17 protein-coding genes are annotated in these 16497 nt (G+C 73.1%); 6 read left to right on the plus strand and 11 right to left on the minus strand.

Going from position 1 to position 16497, the window contains the following annotated elements; genetic code table 11:
* Position 1: 1 nt before the first annotated feature.
* Genes priA through hisD form a run of 7 tightly spaced genes read right to left on the minus strand, consistent with a single transcriptional unit; the run spans position 2 to position 4820 of the window.
* On the minus strand, positions 2-724 hold the full coding sequence (priA, locus tag ACFFR3_RS14465) for a bifunctional 1-(5-phosphoribosyl)-5-((5-phosphoribosylamino)methylideneamino)imidazole-4-carboxamide isomerase/phosphoribosylanthranilate isomerase PriA (RefSeq protein ID WP_345401424.1): 723 nt from the start codon (positions 722-724) through the stop codon (positions 2-4).
* Positions 725-1066 (minus strand): hypothetical protein, encoded by a 342-nt coding sequence (locus ACFFR3_RS14470; RefSeq protein WP_364366133.1) that lies wholly within the window; start codon positions 1064-1066, stop codon positions 725-727. It lies immediately after the preceding gene.
* The gene (gene hisH / locus ACFFR3_RS14475) at positions 1063-1698 is read right to left on the minus strand and encodes an imidazole glycerol phosphate synthase subunit HisH (protein WP_345409696.1); all 636 of its coding nucleotides are present in this window, start codon (positions 1696-1698) and stop codon (positions 1063-1065) included. Before hisH ends, ACFFR3_RS14470 begins: the two co-directional genes overlap by 4 nt.
* Positions 1695-1850 (minus strand): CG2302 family histidine operon protein, encoded by a 156-nt coding sequence (locus ACFFR3_RS14480; protein WP_364366130.1) that lies wholly within the window; start codon positions 1848-1850, stop codon positions 1695-1697. The genes hisH and ACFFR3_RS14480 overlap by 4 nt, the downstream gene beginning before the upstream one ends.
* The gene (hisB, locus tag ACFFR3_RS14485) at positions 1847-2440 is read right to left on the minus strand and encodes an imidazoleglycerol-phosphate dehydratase HisB (protein ID WP_345401418.1); all 594 of its coding nucleotides are present in this window, start codon (positions 2438-2440) and stop codon (positions 1847-1849) included. Before hisB ends, ACFFR3_RS14480 begins: the two co-directional genes overlap by 4 nt.
* Entirely contained in the window at positions 2437-3507 is a 1071-nt protein-coding gene (locus ACFFR3_RS14490) for a histidinol-phosphate transaminase (RefSeq protein WP_345401415.1), read from the minus strand. Before ACFFR3_RS14490 ends, hisB begins: the two co-directional genes overlap by 4 nt.
* Positions 3504-4820 (minus strand): histidinol dehydrogenase, encoded by a 1317-nt coding sequence (hisD, locus tag ACFFR3_RS14495; RefSeq protein ID WP_345401412.1) that lies wholly within the window; start codon positions 4818-4820, stop codon positions 3504-3506. Before hisD ends, ACFFR3_RS14490 begins: the two co-directional genes overlap by 4 nt.
* 408 nt (positions 4821-5228) lie before the next feature.
* On the opposite strand from hisD, the gene ACFFR3_RS14500 reads away from it, so the two are divergent.
* The 3 genes from ACFFR3_RS14500 to ACFFR3_RS14510 all read left to right on the plus strand — a co-directional run bounded on the left by ACFFR3_RS14500 (position 5229) and on the right by ACFFR3_RS14510 (position 8049).
* Positions 5229-5432, plus strand: coding sequence for a hypothetical protein (locus tag ACFFR3_RS14500; protein ID WP_345401409.1), 204 nt, complete (start codon positions 5229-5231; stop codon positions 5430-5432).
* 48 nt (positions 5433-5480) lie between these two features.
* Positions 5481-6485, plus strand: coding sequence for a non-homologous end-joining DNA ligase (gene ligD / locus ACFFR3_RS14505; protein ID WP_379483261.1), 1005 nt, complete (start codon positions 5481-5483; stop codon positions 6483-6485).
* Positions 6486-6573: 88 nt separating this feature from the next.
* Positions 6574-8049, plus strand: a complete 1476-nt coding sequence (locus ACFFR3_RS14510; protein ID WP_379483262.1) for a trypsin-like serine peptidase — start codon at positions 6574-6576, stop codon at positions 8047-8049.
* Here the strand turns inward: ACFFR3_RS14510 and ACFFR3_RS14515 are convergent.
* On the minus strand, positions 8036-9163 hold the full coding sequence (locus tag ACFFR3_RS14515; protein ID WP_379483263.1) for an MFS transporter: 1128 nt from the start codon (positions 9161-9163) through the stop codon (positions 8036-8038). The genes ACFFR3_RS14510 and ACFFR3_RS14515 overlap by 14 nt on opposite strands.
* 55 nt (positions 9164-9218) lie before the next feature.
* On the opposite strand from ACFFR3_RS14515, the gene ACFFR3_RS14520 reads away from it, so the two are divergent.
* On the plus strand, positions 9219-9956 hold the full coding sequence (locus tag ACFFR3_RS14520) for an AraC family transcriptional regulator (protein WP_364366112.1): 738 nt from the start codon (positions 9219-9221) through the stop codon (positions 9954-9956).
* Positions 9957-10015: 59 nt separating this feature from the next.
* Entirely contained in the window at positions 10016-10471 is a 456-nt protein-coding gene (gene ybaK, locus ACFFR3_RS14525; RefSeq protein WP_379483384.1) for a Cys-tRNA(Pro) deacylase, read from the plus strand.
* A 12-nt stretch (positions 10472-10483) separates the two neighbouring features.
* Here the strand turns inward: ybaK and ACFFR3_RS14530 are convergent, their stop codons facing one another.
* Positions 10484-13105: a transglycosylase domain-containing protein gene (locus ACFFR3_RS14530; RefSeq protein WP_379483264.1), complete on the minus strand. Its 2622-nt coding sequence runs from the start codon at positions 13103-13105 to the stop codon at positions 10484-10486.
* 52 nt (positions 13106-13157) lie between these two features.
* The gene (gene murA, locus ACFFR3_RS14535; RefSeq protein WP_364366106.1) at positions 13158-14468 is read right to left on the minus strand and encodes a UDP-N-acetylglucosamine 1-carboxyvinyltransferase; all 1311 of its coding nucleotides are present in this window, start codon (positions 14466-14468) and stop codon (positions 13158-13160) included.
* 63 nt (positions 14469-14531) lie between these two features.
* On the opposite strand from murA, the gene ACFFR3_RS14540 reads away from it, so the two are divergent.
* Positions 14532-15101: a hypothetical protein gene (locus ACFFR3_RS14540; RefSeq protein ID WP_364366103.1), complete on the plus strand. Its 570-nt coding sequence runs from the start codon at positions 14532-14534 to the stop codon at positions 15099-15101.
* Here ACFFR3_RS14540 and ACFFR3_RS14545 read toward each other — a convergent pair.
* Positions 15098-16480 (minus strand): amidase, encoded by a 1383-nt coding sequence (locus ACFFR3_RS14545; protein WP_345401386.1) that lies wholly within the window; start codon positions 16478-16480, stop codon positions 15098-15100. The genes ACFFR3_RS14540 and ACFFR3_RS14545 overlap by 4 nt on opposite strands.
* Positions 16481-16497: the final 17 nt, after the last annotated feature.

The raw sequence follows: 16497 nt of genomic DNA on the forward strand, positions 1-16497 counted from the left end.
GCTACACGCGTACCGCGGCTAGCGCGTCTTCCAGGGTGAACGCGTGAGCGTACAGGGCCCTGCCCACGATGGCGCCCTCCAGTCCGTCGGGGACGAGGGACGCGAGAGAGACCAGGTCATCCAGGCTGGAAACGCCGCCGCTGGCCACCACGGGCTTGTCGGTGCGGGCCAGGATGCGGCGGTAGAGGTCGAGGTTGGGGCCCTGGAGCATGCCGTCCTTGGTGACGTCGGTGACGACGTAGCGGGGGCAGCCGTCGGCCTCGAGCCGGTCGAGCACCTCCCACAGGTCGCCGCCGTCCTCGGTCCAGCCGCGGGCGGCCAGCGTGGTGCCGCGCACGTCGAGGCCGACCGCGATGCGGTCACCGTGCTCGGCGATGATCTTGCTGCACCAGGACGGGTTCTCCAGCGCGGCGGTGCCGATGTTGACCCGCCTGCAGCCGGTGGCCAGGGCCGCGGCCAGGGAGTCGTCGTCGCGGATGCCGCCGGACAGTTCCACGTTGACGTCGAGCCTGCCGATCACCTCGGTGATCAGCTCCCGGTTGCTCCCGCGGCCGAACGCGGCGTCGAGGTCCACGAGATGGACCCACTCCGCGCCCGCCTCCTGCCAGGCCAGCGCGGCGGCCAGTGGCGCGCCGTAGCCGGTCTCGGTGCCGGCCTCGCCCTGCACCAGGCGTACGGCCTGGCCGTCGGCGACGTCGACGGCGGGCAGCAATGTGAGAGACATTCAGGTCCTCCGGTCGAAAGCGAGAGTCACGACTACGGGCACGAACAGCACCGACAGCACCAGGACCGCGAAGCTGATCGGGAACGACCCCCACACCAGCCACGCGATCGCCTGGACGAGCAGGAAGCCGAGCGCCACCACGGCGTTCTGGGCACGGTGGCGGCGGGCGAGCAGGCCGCCCTGCCGGTAGAAGCGCACCGGCCGTGCCATCGGACGGGGCGTCAGGCGGGTCAGCAGGGCGCGGCGCCTGACCGCGCGGGCCTGCCGCTCCTCGTTGGCCCGGATCGCGCGCGCCCGCTCGGCCTCCCGCTCCGCCCTGCGGCGCGCACGCTCCTTGCTCACGTCAGCGCCTTCAGCCAGTTTCGCAGCAGGGCGGCTCCGGCGTCGCCGGACTTCTCCGGATGGAACTGGGTGGCCATGAGCGGGCCGTTCTCCACGGCGGCGACGAACGGCACGCCGTGCTCGGCCCAGGTGACGACCGGCTCGGCGAACCCGTCGCCGGGCCGCAGCACCCAGTCGCGCACGCCGTAGGAGTGCACGAAGTAGAAACGGGTGTCGGCGTCGAGCCCCTCGAACAGCACGCTGCCGGCGGGCGCCTTGACCGTGTTCCAGCCCATGTGCGGGAGCACGGGCGCCTCCAGCCGCTCGACCGTGCCCGGCCACTCGCCGCAGCCCTCGGTCTCGACGCCGTGCTCGACGCCGCGCGCGAACAGGATCTGCATGCCGACGCAGATGCCCAGCACCGGCCGGCCGCCCGACAGGCGGCGGCCGATGATCTGCTCGCCGCGCACCGACGTGAGGCCCGCCATGCAGGCCGCGAACGCGCCCACGCCCGGCACCACCAGGCCGTCGCACTCCTGCGCGGCCCGCACGTCGGACGTCACCGTCACCTCGGCGCCCGCCCTGGCCAGGGCACGCTCGGCCGAGCGCAGGTTGCCCGAGCCGTAGTCGAGCACCACGACGTTCTTCTTCACCACCACAACACCCCCGCCGTGATCGCCATCACCGCGCCGACCGCGCAGATCGCCGCGCCGATCTTCAGCCCCTGTTTGGCCAGGGAGAACACACCGCCGCCCAGGAACAGCCCGATGAACACCATCACCCCGGCGAGCAGGTTGTCGGTCATAGCACGCCCTTGGTGCTCGGCACCCCGCTGGCCCGCGGGTCGAGCTCGGACGCCTCGCGCAGCGCCCTGGCCAGCGCCTTGAACTGGGCCTCGACGATGTGGTGCGCGTTGCGGCCGTAGGGCACGTGGACGTGCAGGCAGATGGCCGCCTGCGCGACGAACGACTCCAGGATGTGGCGGGTCATCGTCGTGTCATATTCGGGGCCGATCATCGGCGCCATGCCCTCGGGCTCGGTGTGCACGAGGTAGGGGCGGCCCGACAGGTCGACGGTGACCTGGGCGAGCGACTCGTCCAGCGGGCACGATGCGCTGCCGAACCGCCGGATGCCGGACTTGTCGCCCAGCGCCTCGCGGAACGCGGCGCCCAGCGCCAGCGCGGTGTCCTCGATCGTGTGGTGGGAGTCGATGTGGAGGTCGCCCTCGGTCTTGACCGTCAGGTCGAACAGTCCGTGCTTGCCGAGCTGCGCCAGCATGTGGTCGTAGAAGCCGACCCCGGTGGCCACCTCGACCCGGCCGGTGCCGTCGAGGCCGACCTCCACCAGGACCGAGGTCTCCTTCGTGACACGCTCGACGCGACCTACGCGGCTCACATTGCTCCTTCCAGGGCGGCGCGGAAGGCCGCCATCTCCTCGCCCGTGCCGATCGACACACGCAGCCACTCGGGCGGGCCCACCTCGCGGATGAGCACGCCGCGCTCCAGCATCCCCTCCCACACCCCGCGCCGGTCGGGGAAGCGCCCGAACAGCACGAAGTTGGCGTCGGAGTCGGCCACCTGAAGGCCCTTGCCGCGCAGCCAGGCCACCGTGTCGTCACGCTCGCGGCGCAGCGCGTCGACCGTGCCGAGCAGCTCGCCGCGGTGGCGCAGCGCCACCCGCGCCGCCGCCTGGGTGAGCGTGGACAGGTGGTACGGCAGCCGCACCAGCAGCAGCGCCTCGACCACCGCCGGGTGCGCCGCCAGGTAGCCGACGCGGGTCCCGGCCATCGCGAACGCCTTCGACATCGTCCTGGTGACGATCAGCCTCGGGTGGGCGGGCAGCAGGGTCAGCGCCGACGGCGTGCCCTCACGGGCGAACTCGGCGTAGGCCTCGTCGACCACCACCATGCCGGGAGCCGCCGACAGCACAGCCTCGATGGTCTCCAGCGGCTGCGCCGTGCCCGTCGGGTTGTTGGGCGAGGTCAGGAACACCACGTCGGGGCGGTGCTCCTCGATCGCGGCGACCGCCTTGCCGGGGTCGATCGAGAAGTCCTCCTCGCGCGTCGCCCTGATCCACTCGGTGCTGGTGCCGCCGGTGATGATCGGGTGCATGGAGTAGGAGGGCTCGAACCCGATGGCGGTGCGGCCGTGGCCGCCGAATGCCTGGAGGATCTGCTGGAGCACCTCGTTGGAGCCGTTGGCGGCCCACACCTGCGCGGGCGTCAGGCCGTGACCGAGGTAGGCGGCCAGGCCGGCGCGCAGCTCGGTCGCGTCTCTGTCGGGGTAGCGGTTGAGCTCGCCGGCCCGCTCGCCGATCTCCCTGGCCAGGTCGGCGACCAGCGCGGGCGAGGGCGGGTAGGGGTTCTCGTTGGTGTTGAGGCGTACGGGGACGTCGATCTGCGGCGCGCCGTAGGGCGTCTTGCCGCGCAGATCGTCGCGGATGGGCAGGTCGTCGAGGTTCACGCGGTCTCCGTCGGCACTCGCCAGTCGAATCGGGCGCGGATCGCGGCGCCGTGTGCGGGCAGGTCTTCGGCGTCGGCCAGCACCGACACGTGGGCCGCCGCCCCGGCGAGCGCCTCGCGGGTGTAGTCGACGACGTGGATGCCGCGCAGGAACGACTGCACCGACAGGCCACTGGAGTGGCAGGCGCAACCGCCGGTGGGCAGCACGTGGTTGGACCCGGCGAGGTAGTCGCCGAGCGAGACCGGCGAGTAGGGGCCCACGAAGATCGCGCCGGCGTTGCGCACCCGGGCCGCCACGGCCGCCGCGTCGGCGGTCTGGATCTCCAGGTGCTCGGCGGCGTAGGCGTCGACGACCTTGAGACCGTCGTCGATCGAGCTCACCAGCACGATGCCGGACTGCCGCCCGCTCAGCGCCTCGGTGATGCGCTCGGAGTGGCGGGTGGCCGAGACCTGGCCGGGCAGCTCCTTCTCGACCGCGTCGGCCAGCTCGGGGCTGGTGGTGACCAGCACGGCGGCGGCGATCGTGTCGTGCTCGGCCTGGCTGATCAGGTCGGCGGCGACGTGGACGGGGTCGGCGCTCTCGTCGGCGAGGATCGCGATCTCGGTGGGGCCGGCCTCGGAGTCGATGCCGATGCGGCCCTTGAGCAGCCGCTTGGCCGCGGCCACCCAGATGTTGCCGGGACCCGTGACCATGGTCGCGGGCTCGCACTCCTCGGTGCCGTAGGCGAACATCGCCACCGCCTGCGCCCCGCCCACGGAGTAGACCTCGTCCACGCCGAGCAGCGCGCACGCGGCCAGGATGGTGGGGTGCGGCAGGCCGCCGAACTCCTTCTGCGCGGGGCTCGTCACCGCCAGGGAGCCGACGCCCGCCTCCTGGGCGGGCACGACGTTCATCACGACGCTCGACGGATAGACCGCGCGGCCGCCGGGGACGTAGAGGCCCACCCGATCGACGGGCACCCACCGCTCGGAGACCGTGCCGCCGGGCACGACCTGGGTGGTGGCGTCGGTGCGCCGCTGGTCGCGGTGGACCAGCCTGGCCCGCCTGATCGACTCCTCCAGCGCGGCGCGCACGCGGGGGTCGAGCCCGGCCAGCGCGTCGCGCAGGGCCTCGGCGGGGACGCGGGCGGAGGCGATCTCGACACCGTCGAACCTGGCGGTCAGCTCCCGTACGGCTGCCGCCCCGCGATGGCGCACCTCGTCGCAGATGGGCCGCACCTTCTCCAGGGCGGCCTCGACGTCGAGCTCGGCGCGGGGCAGCACGTCGCGCAGGTTCGCCGGCAGGGAACCGCGCATGTCGATACGGGAAATCACCCCAACAGTCTACGGAGTCCGGGCTCCGATTCAGGCGGTGTCCACCATGCGGACAGGCTGCTCGCCCGAGTGACGCCCGCTGGAAGAGCCGACGGCCGCGGGGGCGGCGCTCGCCGACGCACGCCCCTCGCGGCCGTCATGACCCCGGACCGGGCCTGCCGGGGCCGGCGCCGTGGCCGTCACGGGGGTACGGCCACGGCCGGGGAAAGCCAGGGGAAACTCCACTGCCCCGCAGGCGCGCCCTCTAACGCACTTCTTCAAGAAAAACTTTGGGGCACCACAAGGTGACGTTGCGTGATTTTTGCCCACGAAATCCCGCTGCCGCGCGGCGCGGGGCCGGGAGCGGGCCGCCGGCGGCGGCGTCCGACATTATCTGTCCATTATGTCCGGACCTTTACCCTTACCGGCATGGGACAGTGGCACGGGCCCGACGGCCTGCTCGTCGAGGCGATCATCTTGGACGATCGCCCGCTCCTGCGTGTCTCCCACCGCGTCAACGGCCGCACCTACCTGCGCGGATACTGCGCCACCGTCGCCGAGCTCGGCGAGCACGGCGTGGACCTCGCCGAGCTCGTGGAGCGCACGGAAGACAGGCCGCTTGACCATCTGTAGACCCCTGCCCGCCACTGTCGATCAAGCGGGCGGGGTACGGCATGCACCATGGTCCGGCTGCCGGTCTACACGCCCATGCTGGCCCAGGCCGGCACCCTGACCTCCGTCCAGGGCCCCGGCTGGGCCGTGGAGATGAAATGGGACGGCGTGCGCGCCCTCGCCTACGTCGAGGACGGCGCCGTCCGCCTGATGTCGCGCAACGCCAAGGACATCACCCCCGCCTACCCCGAGCTCCAGCTCATGGCCGGCGCCACCGGCGGCCACGACGCGGTCATCGACGGGGAGATCGTCGCCTTCGACGACGCGGGGCGGCCCAGCTTCGAGGCCCTGCAGCCCCGCATGCACCAGCGCAACCCGGCCGCCGTGGCCGCGCTGACCAGGGCGGTGCCGGTGACGTACATGGCCTTCGACATCCTGCACCTCGACGACGCCGCCACCGTCGCGCGGCCCTACACCGAGCGGCGCGAGCTGCTGGAGAGCACGCTCACGCCCGGCTACCGGTGGCAGGTGCCCGTCTGGTTCCCCGACCACGCCCAGCGCGCCTTCGAGTCCTCGCAGCAGCTCGGGCTCGAAGGGGTCGTGTGCAAGCGGCTCGCCTCGCCGTACCGGCCGGGGCGGCGCAGCGGCGAATGGACGAAGGTCAAGAACGTCAGCACCGCCGAGGTGGTCATCGGCGGGTGGAAGCCGGGCAGCGGGCGGCGCTCGGGCACGATCGGGTCGCTGCTGCTCGGCGCGTACGACGACGCGGGCCGGCTGCGGTTCGTCGGCCACGTCGGCACCGGCTTCACCGAGCAGGTGCTGCGCGACCTGCGCGACCGGCTGGCCCCGCTGGAGCTGCCCGGCCCCCCGTTCGGCGACGAGGTGCCGCGCGAGCACGCCCGCGACGCCCACTGGGTACGCCCGGAGCTGGTCGGCGAGGTCCAGTACGCCGAGGTCACCGGTGACGGCCGGCTGCGCCACCCCTCGTGGCGCGGGCTGCGCCCAGACCGCGAGCCGGCCGAGGCCCGCACCTCCGGACTGCTCCCCCACCAGGGCGACGCCGCCGCGGGCTGATGCCCGACACGCCACCCCTGGCCACACATCGTCCCCTTATGGTGACTTAGAGTGACCAAAAGGTATGTCGAATGGTTCGGGGGACATAGTGCGCAGAACTTTCGTCACCACGCTGGCCGGGCTCACCGGATTCACCGGGCTCGCCGCCCCGCCCGCCACGGCCGACCAGCCGCCCCTCTTCTCCGCGAAAACCGAACACCAGGCCCCGCCGCCCGTCTGGGGCGCCGCGTCCTCGCCGCTCATGCGTCCACGACAGGCCGTCAAATACTGGACCGCCGCCAAACAGGCCGAGGCCAGAGCCGCCGACCTGCCGAAGAGCCCCAAGGGAGCCGCGCGCACCGCCGCGCCCCTCAGCGTCCCGGCCGCCAAGCGCCTCACCCCCGGCGGCGACGTCAACGGCTACGCCCGCGTCCGCAGGCCGTACACCGCCGTCCCCTACAGCCGCATCAGCGGCCGGCTCTTCTTCGTCAACGCGGGAGGGCAGCCCGACTCCTGCACCGCCTCCGTCGTACGCTCCGCCAGCGAGCTCCTCATCGCCACCGCCGCCCACTGCGTCTACAGCGTCGCGGAAGGCACCGCCACCGGGCAGTGGCACCGCAACTTCCTGTTCATCCCCGCCTACGACGGGCGCGCCGCCGGCCTGCGGGGGCGCGAGCCGTACGGGCGGTGGGGCGGCCGGCGCGCCTGGAAACCCGACGGTTACACCGGCCTGCACGGCGGCGACTGGAACTCCAGCTACGACATCGCCCTCATCGAGGTCGGCAGGCGCGAGCGCACCCTCCAGGACGCCGTCGGCGCCTTCACCCCCATGCTCAACCAGGGCGGCAGGCACACCATCGCCACCACCGGTTATCCCGGGCTGCTCGGCAGGGAGCCGTACGACGGGCGCGACCAGCTCTGGTGCCTCGGCAGGACCCGGCAGTCCGCCGGCGTCGCCCGGACGGAGACCATGCTCGCCGCCAACGCCACCGGCCGGACCGCAGGAAGCGGACGCATGGAGACGCACAACTGCCACCTCCACAAGGGCCACTCCGGCGGCCCCTGGTTCCTCAAGAACACCGGCGACCTCGTCGGCGTGCTCTCGGCCGGCAAGGAAGACGGCGAGGCCGACGGCAACTCCGTCGCCACCGCGCTCAACCTCGAAGGCTACGGCGCCATCGTCGGCAAGGCCGACCCCAAGGGCGTCTACGACGCGCTGTCGGTCAGGCTGGGCCGCCCCGCCAGGCCCGGGAGGCCCGTCAGGCGCGGCCGCACCACGACCGTCACCGCCACCGTCACCATGCGCGGGCTCATGGCCGCCATGCGGGTGCCCGTCACGATCGCCGCGCCGCGCGGCGCCGCGCTGGCCGCCGTGCACGGCGTCGCCTGCGCGCCCACCCGCCGCCAGGCCACCTGCCTCATCCCGGCCGTCCGTCCCGGGCGGCCGGTCAGGATCAAGGCACGCGTGCACGTCGCCGCCGACGCGCCGCGCCGCCTCGCGCTCGCCGCCCGCGTCACCTCGACCAGGCTGGACCCGACGCAGCGCGACAACACCGACGTGCTGCGGCTGTTCACCCACGGCTGACCTCGGCGACGGGCTCCTTCAGCGTGCGGGCCAGCAGCCAGGCCAGCACCGGGAAGACGATCAGGCAGGCCAGCGCCGTCCGCAGCGACGACGCCTCCGCCATCGCGCCCACCAGCGGGCTCGCCAGCCCGCCCACGCTCACCGCCAGGCCCAGCGTCACCCCGCCCGCCGTGCCCACCCGGCTCGGCAGCAGGTCCTGGCCCAGCGTGACGTGCAGGGAGAACGGGGCGTACAGGGCGATCGAGGAGGCCGCCACGAAGACGTACGCGGCCGGGCCGGGCACCAGCACCGCGCCCGCGACCGCCGGCACGGCCAGCGCGTACGCCAGCCGCATCGTCCGCACCCGCCCCCACCGCGCCGCCAGCCTGCCGCCCAGCACCGTGCCCACCGCGCCGCCCGCGAACAGCACGAACAGCGCCACCGCCCCCGCCGCTCCCCCGCCCATCAGCAGGGCCACGAACGCGCTCAGCCCGACGTACACCACCGAGCGGAAGACGATCACCAGCGTCAGCCTGGCGAACGCCGGCCAGTCGTCGCGCCCCCGCACCGCCGCCGCCGCTCCCGGCGTCCGCGCGCCGCCCGACAGCGAACGCACCGCGGGCAACGTCACCAGCGCGCCCAGCACGGCCGGCACCACCAGGAAAGGCGAGGCGCCCAGGCCGCCCGCCGCCAGCAGCGGCGTCACCAGCACCGGCGCCGAGGCGAAGCCCAGCGTCCCGCCGAGGGAGAACCAGCTCATCCGCACGTGGCCGCCCTCGCTCGCGATCCGCGCCAGGCGGGCCGCCTCCGGGTGGTACGCGGCCACGCCGAGTCCGGACAGTGCCACGGCCAGCCAGGTCAGCGCGTACGAGTCGGACAAACCGCCCGCCGCCACCCCCACCCCCGACACGACCATGCTCACGGGGATCAGCCACGGCATCCGCCACCGGTCCGTCAGCACCCCGAACAGCGGCTGCACGATCGACGAAAGCAGCGTGGCGGCCAGCACGATGCCGGACACCGCGACGTACCCGTAACCGCGCCCGGCCACCAGGAACGGCACGAGCGCCGGGACCGCGCCCTGGTAGAAGTCCACGCAGCCATGGCCGGCGGCGAGCATGGGGATCCGCTTCACGTCCTCGATGATTCCTGCGGACGCCGCTGGCACGCTTCCGATAAAATGCCAAATCATGTCGGAAATCCGCCACCTGCCCGAGGCCCCCACCGGACGCCGTCCCCTGACCTCGGGCGGCGGCATCGACGCCCACCGGCACGACACCCACCAGATCGTGTACGCCTGCCGCGGCGTCCTGTCCGTCACCACCGACGCCGGCACCTGGGTCGCCCCCGCCAACCGGGCCATCTGGGTGCCCGCGGGAACCGTGCACGAGCACCGCGCCCACGGCGACACCGACCTGCGCCTCGTCGGCCTCACCGGCAACCCGCTGCGCCTGGCCAGGCCCGCCGTGCTCGCCGTCGGGCCCCTCCTCCGCGAGCTGATCATCGCCTACACCGGCGAGCCTCCCTCGCCCGAGCCCGAGCGCGACCGGCTCCTCGCCGTCCTCCTCGACCAGCTCCGGCGCGCCCCCGAGCAGCCCCTGCACCTGCCCACCGCGCGCGACCCCCGGCTGGCCGCCGTCTGCGCCGCCCTGCACCGCGACCCCGCCGACACCAGCACCCTCGCCAGGCTCGCCGCCCGCGCCGGCACCAGCGAGCGCACGCTCGCCCGCCTGTGCCGGGCCGAGCTCGGCATGAGCTTTCCCCAGTGGCGCACCCAGCTCCGGCTGCACCACGCGCTCCTGCTGCTGGCCGACGGGGTGCCGGTGACGGCGGTCGCGCACCGGTGCGGGTGGGGGTCGGCGAGCGCGTTCATCGACGTGTTCAGGAAGGCGTTCGGGTACACCCCCGGCCGGGCCTTTACATTGTAGATTCGCTACACTGGGGTGTCGTGAGCAAACCCAAAGGTAAGGGCGGCACTCCGGCCACCATGGCGCTGACCAGGGCCAAGGCCGAGTTCACTCTCCACCCCTACGACCACGACCCCGACGCCCAGGCCTACGGCGAGGAGGCCGCCGACGCGCTCGGCGTCCCCTACGAGCGGATCTTCAAGACGCTGGTCGCCGAGGTCGAGGGCGGGCTGGCCGTGGCCGTCGTGCCCGTCGCGGGCAAGCTCGACCTCAAGGCGCTGGCCGGCGCGCTCGGCGGCAAGCGGGCCGCGATGGCCGAGGCCGCCAAGGTCGAGCGCGTCACGGGTTACGTCGTCGGCGGCATCAGCCCGCTGGGCCAGCGCAAACAGCTCCCCACGGTGGTCGACTCCTCAGCCCTCGACTTCGAGACGATCTACTTCTCCGCCGGCAAACGCGGCCTCCAGATCGAGACCGCTCCCGCCAACCTCATCACCCTCACCCGCGCCGTGACGGCCCCCATCGGCAAACCCGCCTAGGGTGAGAGCACGTCACCCGGGCCGATGAGCGTGCGGCGGCCCGCCGTTCCCTCCGGGACGATCACGCCCTGGATGATGAGCGCCGTCCTGACCGTCGGGGCGTGACCGTCCAGACGGCTGAGAACGATTTGAGCCCTCCCCCGACCCCCGCGGTTGAACGCGACCGGCGGAGCCGTCCTGCCGGGCCGGCTGGGGACGGGCGGGCTGACGAGCCGGCGGGCGCGCGGGAGCCTGCGCCCTCCCAGCCGGCTGGGGGCGGGCCGGCTGGGAGCGGGCCGGCTGGGAGCGGGCCGGCGGGCGTGCGGGAGCCGGGGCCTGCGCCCTCTCAGGGGCCTGCGGCCGTTCCGGAGCCGGTGCCCTTCCCGGAGATACCTCTGGCGGGGTGTGGGTGGCCGGGCGGTGGCGGTCGCGTGGGGGCCAGTCGAAGGTGAGCTCCGTGCGGCCCTGCCTTGGGGAGATCACTTCGTCCTGGCCCATCAGCCACTCGAACAGGCGGCGGTGGCGGCGCAGGAACGGGTGGGTGCGGCGATCCCTGCGTTCCTCGTCGGCCAGGGCCTGCTCCAGGCCCGGCGTGTGGCCGCCGCCGAAGCGGGACATGTCGGGTTTGGGGAAGCCGCGCGGCTCCGTACGGCGCAATGCCCGCCGCATCGACTCCACCCAGATCGGCCCCGGCAGCGACGCCCCCTGCACCGCCCCATAGTGCCGGTCACCGATCTGCACGCCCCGCAGCGGGAACTTGTACGACCCCCTGATGTCCCCCACGCTGACCGCCGCCGCCAGGTCGGGCGTGTGCCCGGCGAACCACGCGGAGGTGTAGCCGTTGTTGGTGCCGGTCTTGCCCGCGGCCGGCCGCCCGATGCTCTGCCCCTGCATGGTGCCCTTGTCGAAGACGCCGGTCAGCACATGGTTGACGGCGTCGGCGACGCGCTGCTCGATGGCCTGCTCGCACGAGGGCGGCACGTGCGTACGCCGCCCGTCCCTGCCGGTGATCTCCACGATGGCGAGCGGCCGGCAGTAGAGCCCGCGCGCCGCGAAGGCCGCGAACGAGGCCGCCACCGTCACCGGGTCCATCTCGTTGATGCCGAGCGTGAACGTCGGCACCTCCCGCAGCGGCGCCCCGTCGGCCCTGACGACGCCGAGCTTCTTCGCGGTCTTGACGACGTTGCAGAGCCCGACCTTGCGCTCCAGCATCATGTAGAAGATGTTGACCGACTTCCAGGTGCCGGTCTCGATGCTGTGCGGCCCGCCGTCGCCCTCGCCGCTGGCGTTGGTGATGCGCGTGCCGGGGTCGTTGACGGAGCGGCCGTCACAGTTCCGGTAGCCCTGCGACGGCGACAGGGCGCCAGGGGTCTGGAAGCCGTCGCCGAAGCGCCAGCCCTGCTGCAGGGCGGTGGCCAGGGTGAACACCTTGAACGTCGAGCCCGCCTGGAAGCCCTGCCCGCCCCCGTGGGCGACGTCGGCCGGCAGGTTGAAGGTGGTCCTGGGGCCGTTCTTGCGGTCGCCCGGGTTGCGGCCGAAGCGCTTGCTCGCGGCCATCGCCCTGATGCGGCCGGTCCCCGGCTCGACCATGGCCTCGGCGGCCACCTCGGTGTCCTCGGGCGCGACGTGCCGGCGGATGGCCTGCTCGGCGGCGCGCTGGGCGACGGGGTCGAGGCTGGTCCTGATCACCATGCCGCCCTTGGCCATGCGGCGGCGCCGCTCGGCGGCGGTGTTGCCGAAGACGGGGTTGGTGAGCAGCTCCTGCTGGACGTACAGGCAGTAGAAGGGGTACTCGGACTGGGCGCAGCCGCCTGGCTCGGGCCGCAGCCGCAGCCCGAGCGGCGAGCTCTTGGCCTGCGCCGCCTCCTGCTGGCTGATCAGCTTGAGCCCCGCCATGCGGTCGAGCACGAGGTCGCGCCGCCCCTTGAGCCGCTCGCGGTGCGCGCTCCCGAGCGAGGGATCGGTCGAGTACGGCATGCGCACCGCCCCCGCCAGCGTGGCCGCCTGGGTGAGCGTGAGCCGGGCGGCGGAGGTGGAGAAGAAGCGCCTGGCCGCCGCCTGCACGCCGTGGGCGCCCGCCCCGAAGTAGGCGATGTTGAGATAGCGCTCCAGGATCTCGTCCTTGCGGTACTTGCGCTCCAGCGCGAGCGCCAGCCGCAGCTCGTTGATCTTGCGGGCCAGGTTGGGCGCGCGGGCCTTGTCGCGCTCGGCGTCGGTGCGCGCGCTCTCCACCAGGATGTTCTTGACGAGCTGCTGGGTCAGGGACGAGCCGCCCTGCCGGATGCCGCCCGCCTGGGTGTTGGTGAGCAGCGCCCGCAGCGTGCCCCTGACGTCGAGGCCGCCGTGCTCGTAGAAGCGGGCGTCCTCGATCGCCACGATGGCCTGGCGCATCACGGGCGCGACCGAGCCGAGCCGCACGGTCGTCCTGTTGGCCTCGTAGAACTGCGCGAACGGCCGGCCGTTCCTGTCGAGCAGCCTGGTCACCTGGGCGAGCTGCTCCTCGCGCGGGGCGGGCGGCAGGTCCACGAAGGTGTTGACGGCGTTCTTCGCGGCGAGGCCGCCCCCGCTCACCACCGGGACGGCCAGCGCGGCCGCCAGCAGCCCGCCCAGCGCCCCCGCCAGGCCGAGAGCCCCGATGGATCTGAGTACGCTCACGTCAGATGTGTACGACGTCCCGATCAGCGGCAAACGCCCGGCTGCGAGCTCTTTACCGTTGCCTGCGGATGTTCAGACCGAGGGACCTGAACTGCTCGAACGGCCGGTGGTAGCCGCGTTCGATGTGGTGCACGCCGCGCAGCGTGGAGGGCCCGTCGGCGACGGCGGCGGCCAGCACGGCCGAGAAGCCGGCCCTGATGTCGGGCAGCGTCACGTCGGCGCCCCTGAGCTTGGACACGCCGCGCACGACCGCCGAGTGGCGGGCGTTGGTGTCGTGGTAGCGGCAGGCCGGGCCGCCGAGGCACTGGTCGAACACCTCGATCTCGCAGCCCATCTTCTGCAGCGCGGGCACGTACACCAGGCGGTTCTCGAAGACCGTCTCGTGCAGCACGGACATGCCCTGGCTCTGGGTGAACAGCACCATGAGCGGCGTCTGCCAGTCGGTCATGAAGCCGGGGTGGGTGTCGGTCTGCACGGCCGCCGAGCGCAGGCCCTCGGGCGGCGCGGTGGCGCACAGGTACTCGTCGTTGATGTCGAACCTGGCGCCCATCCTGGCCAGCGTGGTGATGGCGGTGACCAGGCGATCCTGGGGGCAGCCGTGCACGCGTACCTCGCCCTGGGTGATCAGCCCCGCCGCGAGGTAGGAGAACGCCTCGATGCGGTCGCCGGTCAGCCAGGTGGAGGCGCCGCGCAGGCGTTCGACGCCCTCGATGACGATCCTGCGGTCGGGCGACAGCTCGATCCGCGCCCCCATCCGCTGCAGGAACAGCGCCAGCTCCACCACCTCCGGCTCGGTGGCGGCGTTCTTCAGCACGGTCTTGCCGTCGGCCAGCACCGCCGACATCAGCACGGTCTCGGTGGCGCCCACGCTCGGGTACGGCAGCTCGATGCGGGTGCCGTGCAGCCGGCCCGCCTTGGCGTAGATGCCGGCGTCCTGCACCTCCACTTCGGCGCCCATGGCGCGCAGCGCGTCCACGTGGAAGTTGACCGGCCGCCGCCCGATGGGGTCGCCGCCGACCAGCGGCACAAATGCCTCACCCGCCAGGTGCAGCAGGGGGCCGAGCATGAGGATGGGGATGCGGTTCAGGCCGGTGAACGCGTCGGGCACCCGGGGCTCGATCGCCGCGCCCCGCTCGATCCTGATCTCCGTACGGGAGATCTCGACGTCGATGCCCAGGGCGCGCAGCATGGCGGCGGTGATCTCGACCTCGCCGACCTCGGGGGCGTTGTGGATGCTGCTCTCGCCGTCGCCGAGCATGGCGGCGACCATGTGCTTGGACACGCCGTTCTTGGAACCGCGTACTTCGACGTCACCCCGGAGCGGGCCGGAGGGTTCTATCTGCCAGACCTCTTCTGCAATCACGAAGTGAGCCTAACCGGGAGATACCATCAAGCTGATTCGGACGTACATGTGAGGGGGAGTCGCGTGGCGAGGGAAGTACGCGCATTCGCGGTAACTGTCCTCACTCTCGCCACTCTCGGAGCCGCCGCCGGCCTGCTCTGGTCAGGGCTGACGCCCCGGGCCCCCTACCAGGTCGCCGGGCAGGGCGAGCCGGTGCTCGCCGACCCCACCACGCAGGCGCTGATCGCGGCCGACGGCTGGTTCGCGGTGATCACCGGCGGGCTCGGGCTGGTGTGCGGCGGCGTCGCCTGGTTCATCGCGCGGCGGTGGATGCTGCCGGTGCTGCTCGGGCTCTGCGCGGGCGGGGTGCTGGCGGCGTTCCTGACGCTCTGGATCGGGTCCTCCGTCACGATCGGGGCGGTCACGGTGGAGGCCGCCGTGGCGGCGAACGCCGCGCCCGGGGTGTCGATCGTCCCCGGCGCGCTGGAGCTGACCGCCAAGGGCGTGCTGGTGTGCTGGCCGCTGCTCGCCGTGGGGTTCTTCGCGCTGCTCGAAGGCATGCACGGCTACCGCGAGTCGCCGCTGCGGCAGCCGTACGGGATCGAGCCCGGCGGGATCGAGCCGGGCGGCCCGCACACCGGCGTCTGGCGCTAGAGCGCGGGCCGCCGCCTGCCGTGGCCCGTGGCGAGCTCGAACGCCCGCGCCACCCGCAGCACCCTGGCGTCCTCGAACGGCCGCCCGATGATCTGCACGCCCACCGGCAGCCCCTCGGGGGTGAACCCGGCGGGCACCGACGCGGCCGGCGCGTGCAGCACGCTGACCCAGTACGCCGAGCGCATCCACGACAGGTAGTCGGGCAGCTTGTGACCGTTGATCTCGCTGACGTGCGGATGCTCGACGGGGAACGGCGGCACCTGGCTGACCGGCGCGATCAGCACGTCGTAGGTGTCGAAGAAGGCGGCCATGCGCTGGTAGAGGCGGCTGCGCGCGATCTCGGCCCCGGCCAGGTCGGCGCCGGTGACCTTGCGGCCCTGCTCGACGTTCCAGGCGGTGTTGGGGCCGAGGCCGCTCTTGTCGCCGTGGGCCAGCAGGTAGAACCAGGCGCGGTAGGTCCTGAACGCGTCGTCGGCGCCCTCCAGGTCGAGCTCGACCTGCTCGACGCGGGCGCCGAGCCCCTCGAACACGGCGGGCGCCGTCGCGGTGACCGCCGCCGTGCGCGGATCGACCGGCAGCCCGCCCAGGTCGGGGCTCCACGCCACCCGCAGCCCGGCCACGCCCTGCTCCGGCTCGGGCGCGAACACCTCCTTGATCGCGTACGGCGAGCGCCGGTCGAACCCGGCGACGGCCCCGAGCATGAGCGTGACGTCCTCGACCGTGCGCGCCATCGGCCCCGGCACCGACAGCGTGTACCAGGCGGCCGTGTCGGACGGCGCGGGCACGCGCCCCGGCGTCGGCCGCAGCCCGACGACGTTGCAGAACGAGGCCGGGTTGCGCAGGGAGCCGCCCATGTCGGAGCCGTCGGCCAGCGCGACCATGCCGGTGGCCAGCGCGACCGCCGCTCCCCCGCTGCTGCCTCCGGCCGACTTCGACAGGTCGTAGGGGTTCCTGGTGGCGCCGAACACCTCGTTGACCGTGTGGGAGCCGGTGCCGAACTCGGGGGTGTTGGTCTTGCCCACGGTGATCGCGCCGGCCGCGCGCAGCCGGCGCACCATCAGGTCGTCCTGCTCGGGCACGTGCTCGGCGAACAGCGGCGAGCCGTACGTCGTGCGGATGCCGGCGGTGTCGTGCAGGTCCTTGTGCGCGACCGGCACCCCGTGCAGCGGCCCGGTCGGCTCGCCGGCCGCGAGTGCCCGGTCGGCCGCCTCGGCGGCTTCGAGCGCGTGGCCGGCGGCGAGGGTGACGACGGCGTTGACGGCGGGGTTGACCTTGTCGATGCGGTCGAGATGGGCGCGCAGGACCTCCACGGCGCTCACCTGCCTGGTCTTGATCAGTCGGGCCAGCTCGGTCGCGGTCAGGTAGTGCAGTTCGCTCACGTGGTGATCCTCCCCCA

Source organism: Nonomuraea salmonea, assembly GCF_042428605.1.
GTDB classification, from domain to species: Bacteria; Actinomycetota; Actinomycetes; order Streptosporangiales; family Streptosporangiaceae; genus Nonomuraea; species Nonomuraea salmonea.

Coding starts and splice junctions, on each gene's coding strand:
- ACFFR3_RS14520 (WP_364366112.1), top strand. CDS start 9,219: ATGTCGGAAATCCGCCACCTGCCCGAGGCCCCCACCGGACGCCGTCCC.
- ACFFR3_RS14480 (WP_364366130.1), bottom strand. CDS start 1,850: ATGACCGACAACCTGCTCGCCGGGGTGATGGTGTTCATCGGGCTGTTC.
- ybaK (WP_379483384.1), top strand. CDS start 10,016: ATGGCGCTGACCAGGGCCAAGGCCGAGTTCACTCTCCACCCCTACGAC.
- priA (WP_345401424.1), bottom strand. CDS start 724: ATGTCTCTCACATTGCTGCCCGCCGTCGACGTCGCCGACGGCCAGGCC.
- ligD (WP_379483261.1), top strand. CDS start 5,481: ATGGTCCGGCTGCCGGTCTACACGCCCATGCTGGCCCAGGCCGGCACC.
- ACFFR3_RS14500 (WP_345401409.1), top strand. CDS start 5,229: ATGGGACAGTGGCACGGGCCCGACGGCCTGCTCGTCGAGGCGATCATC.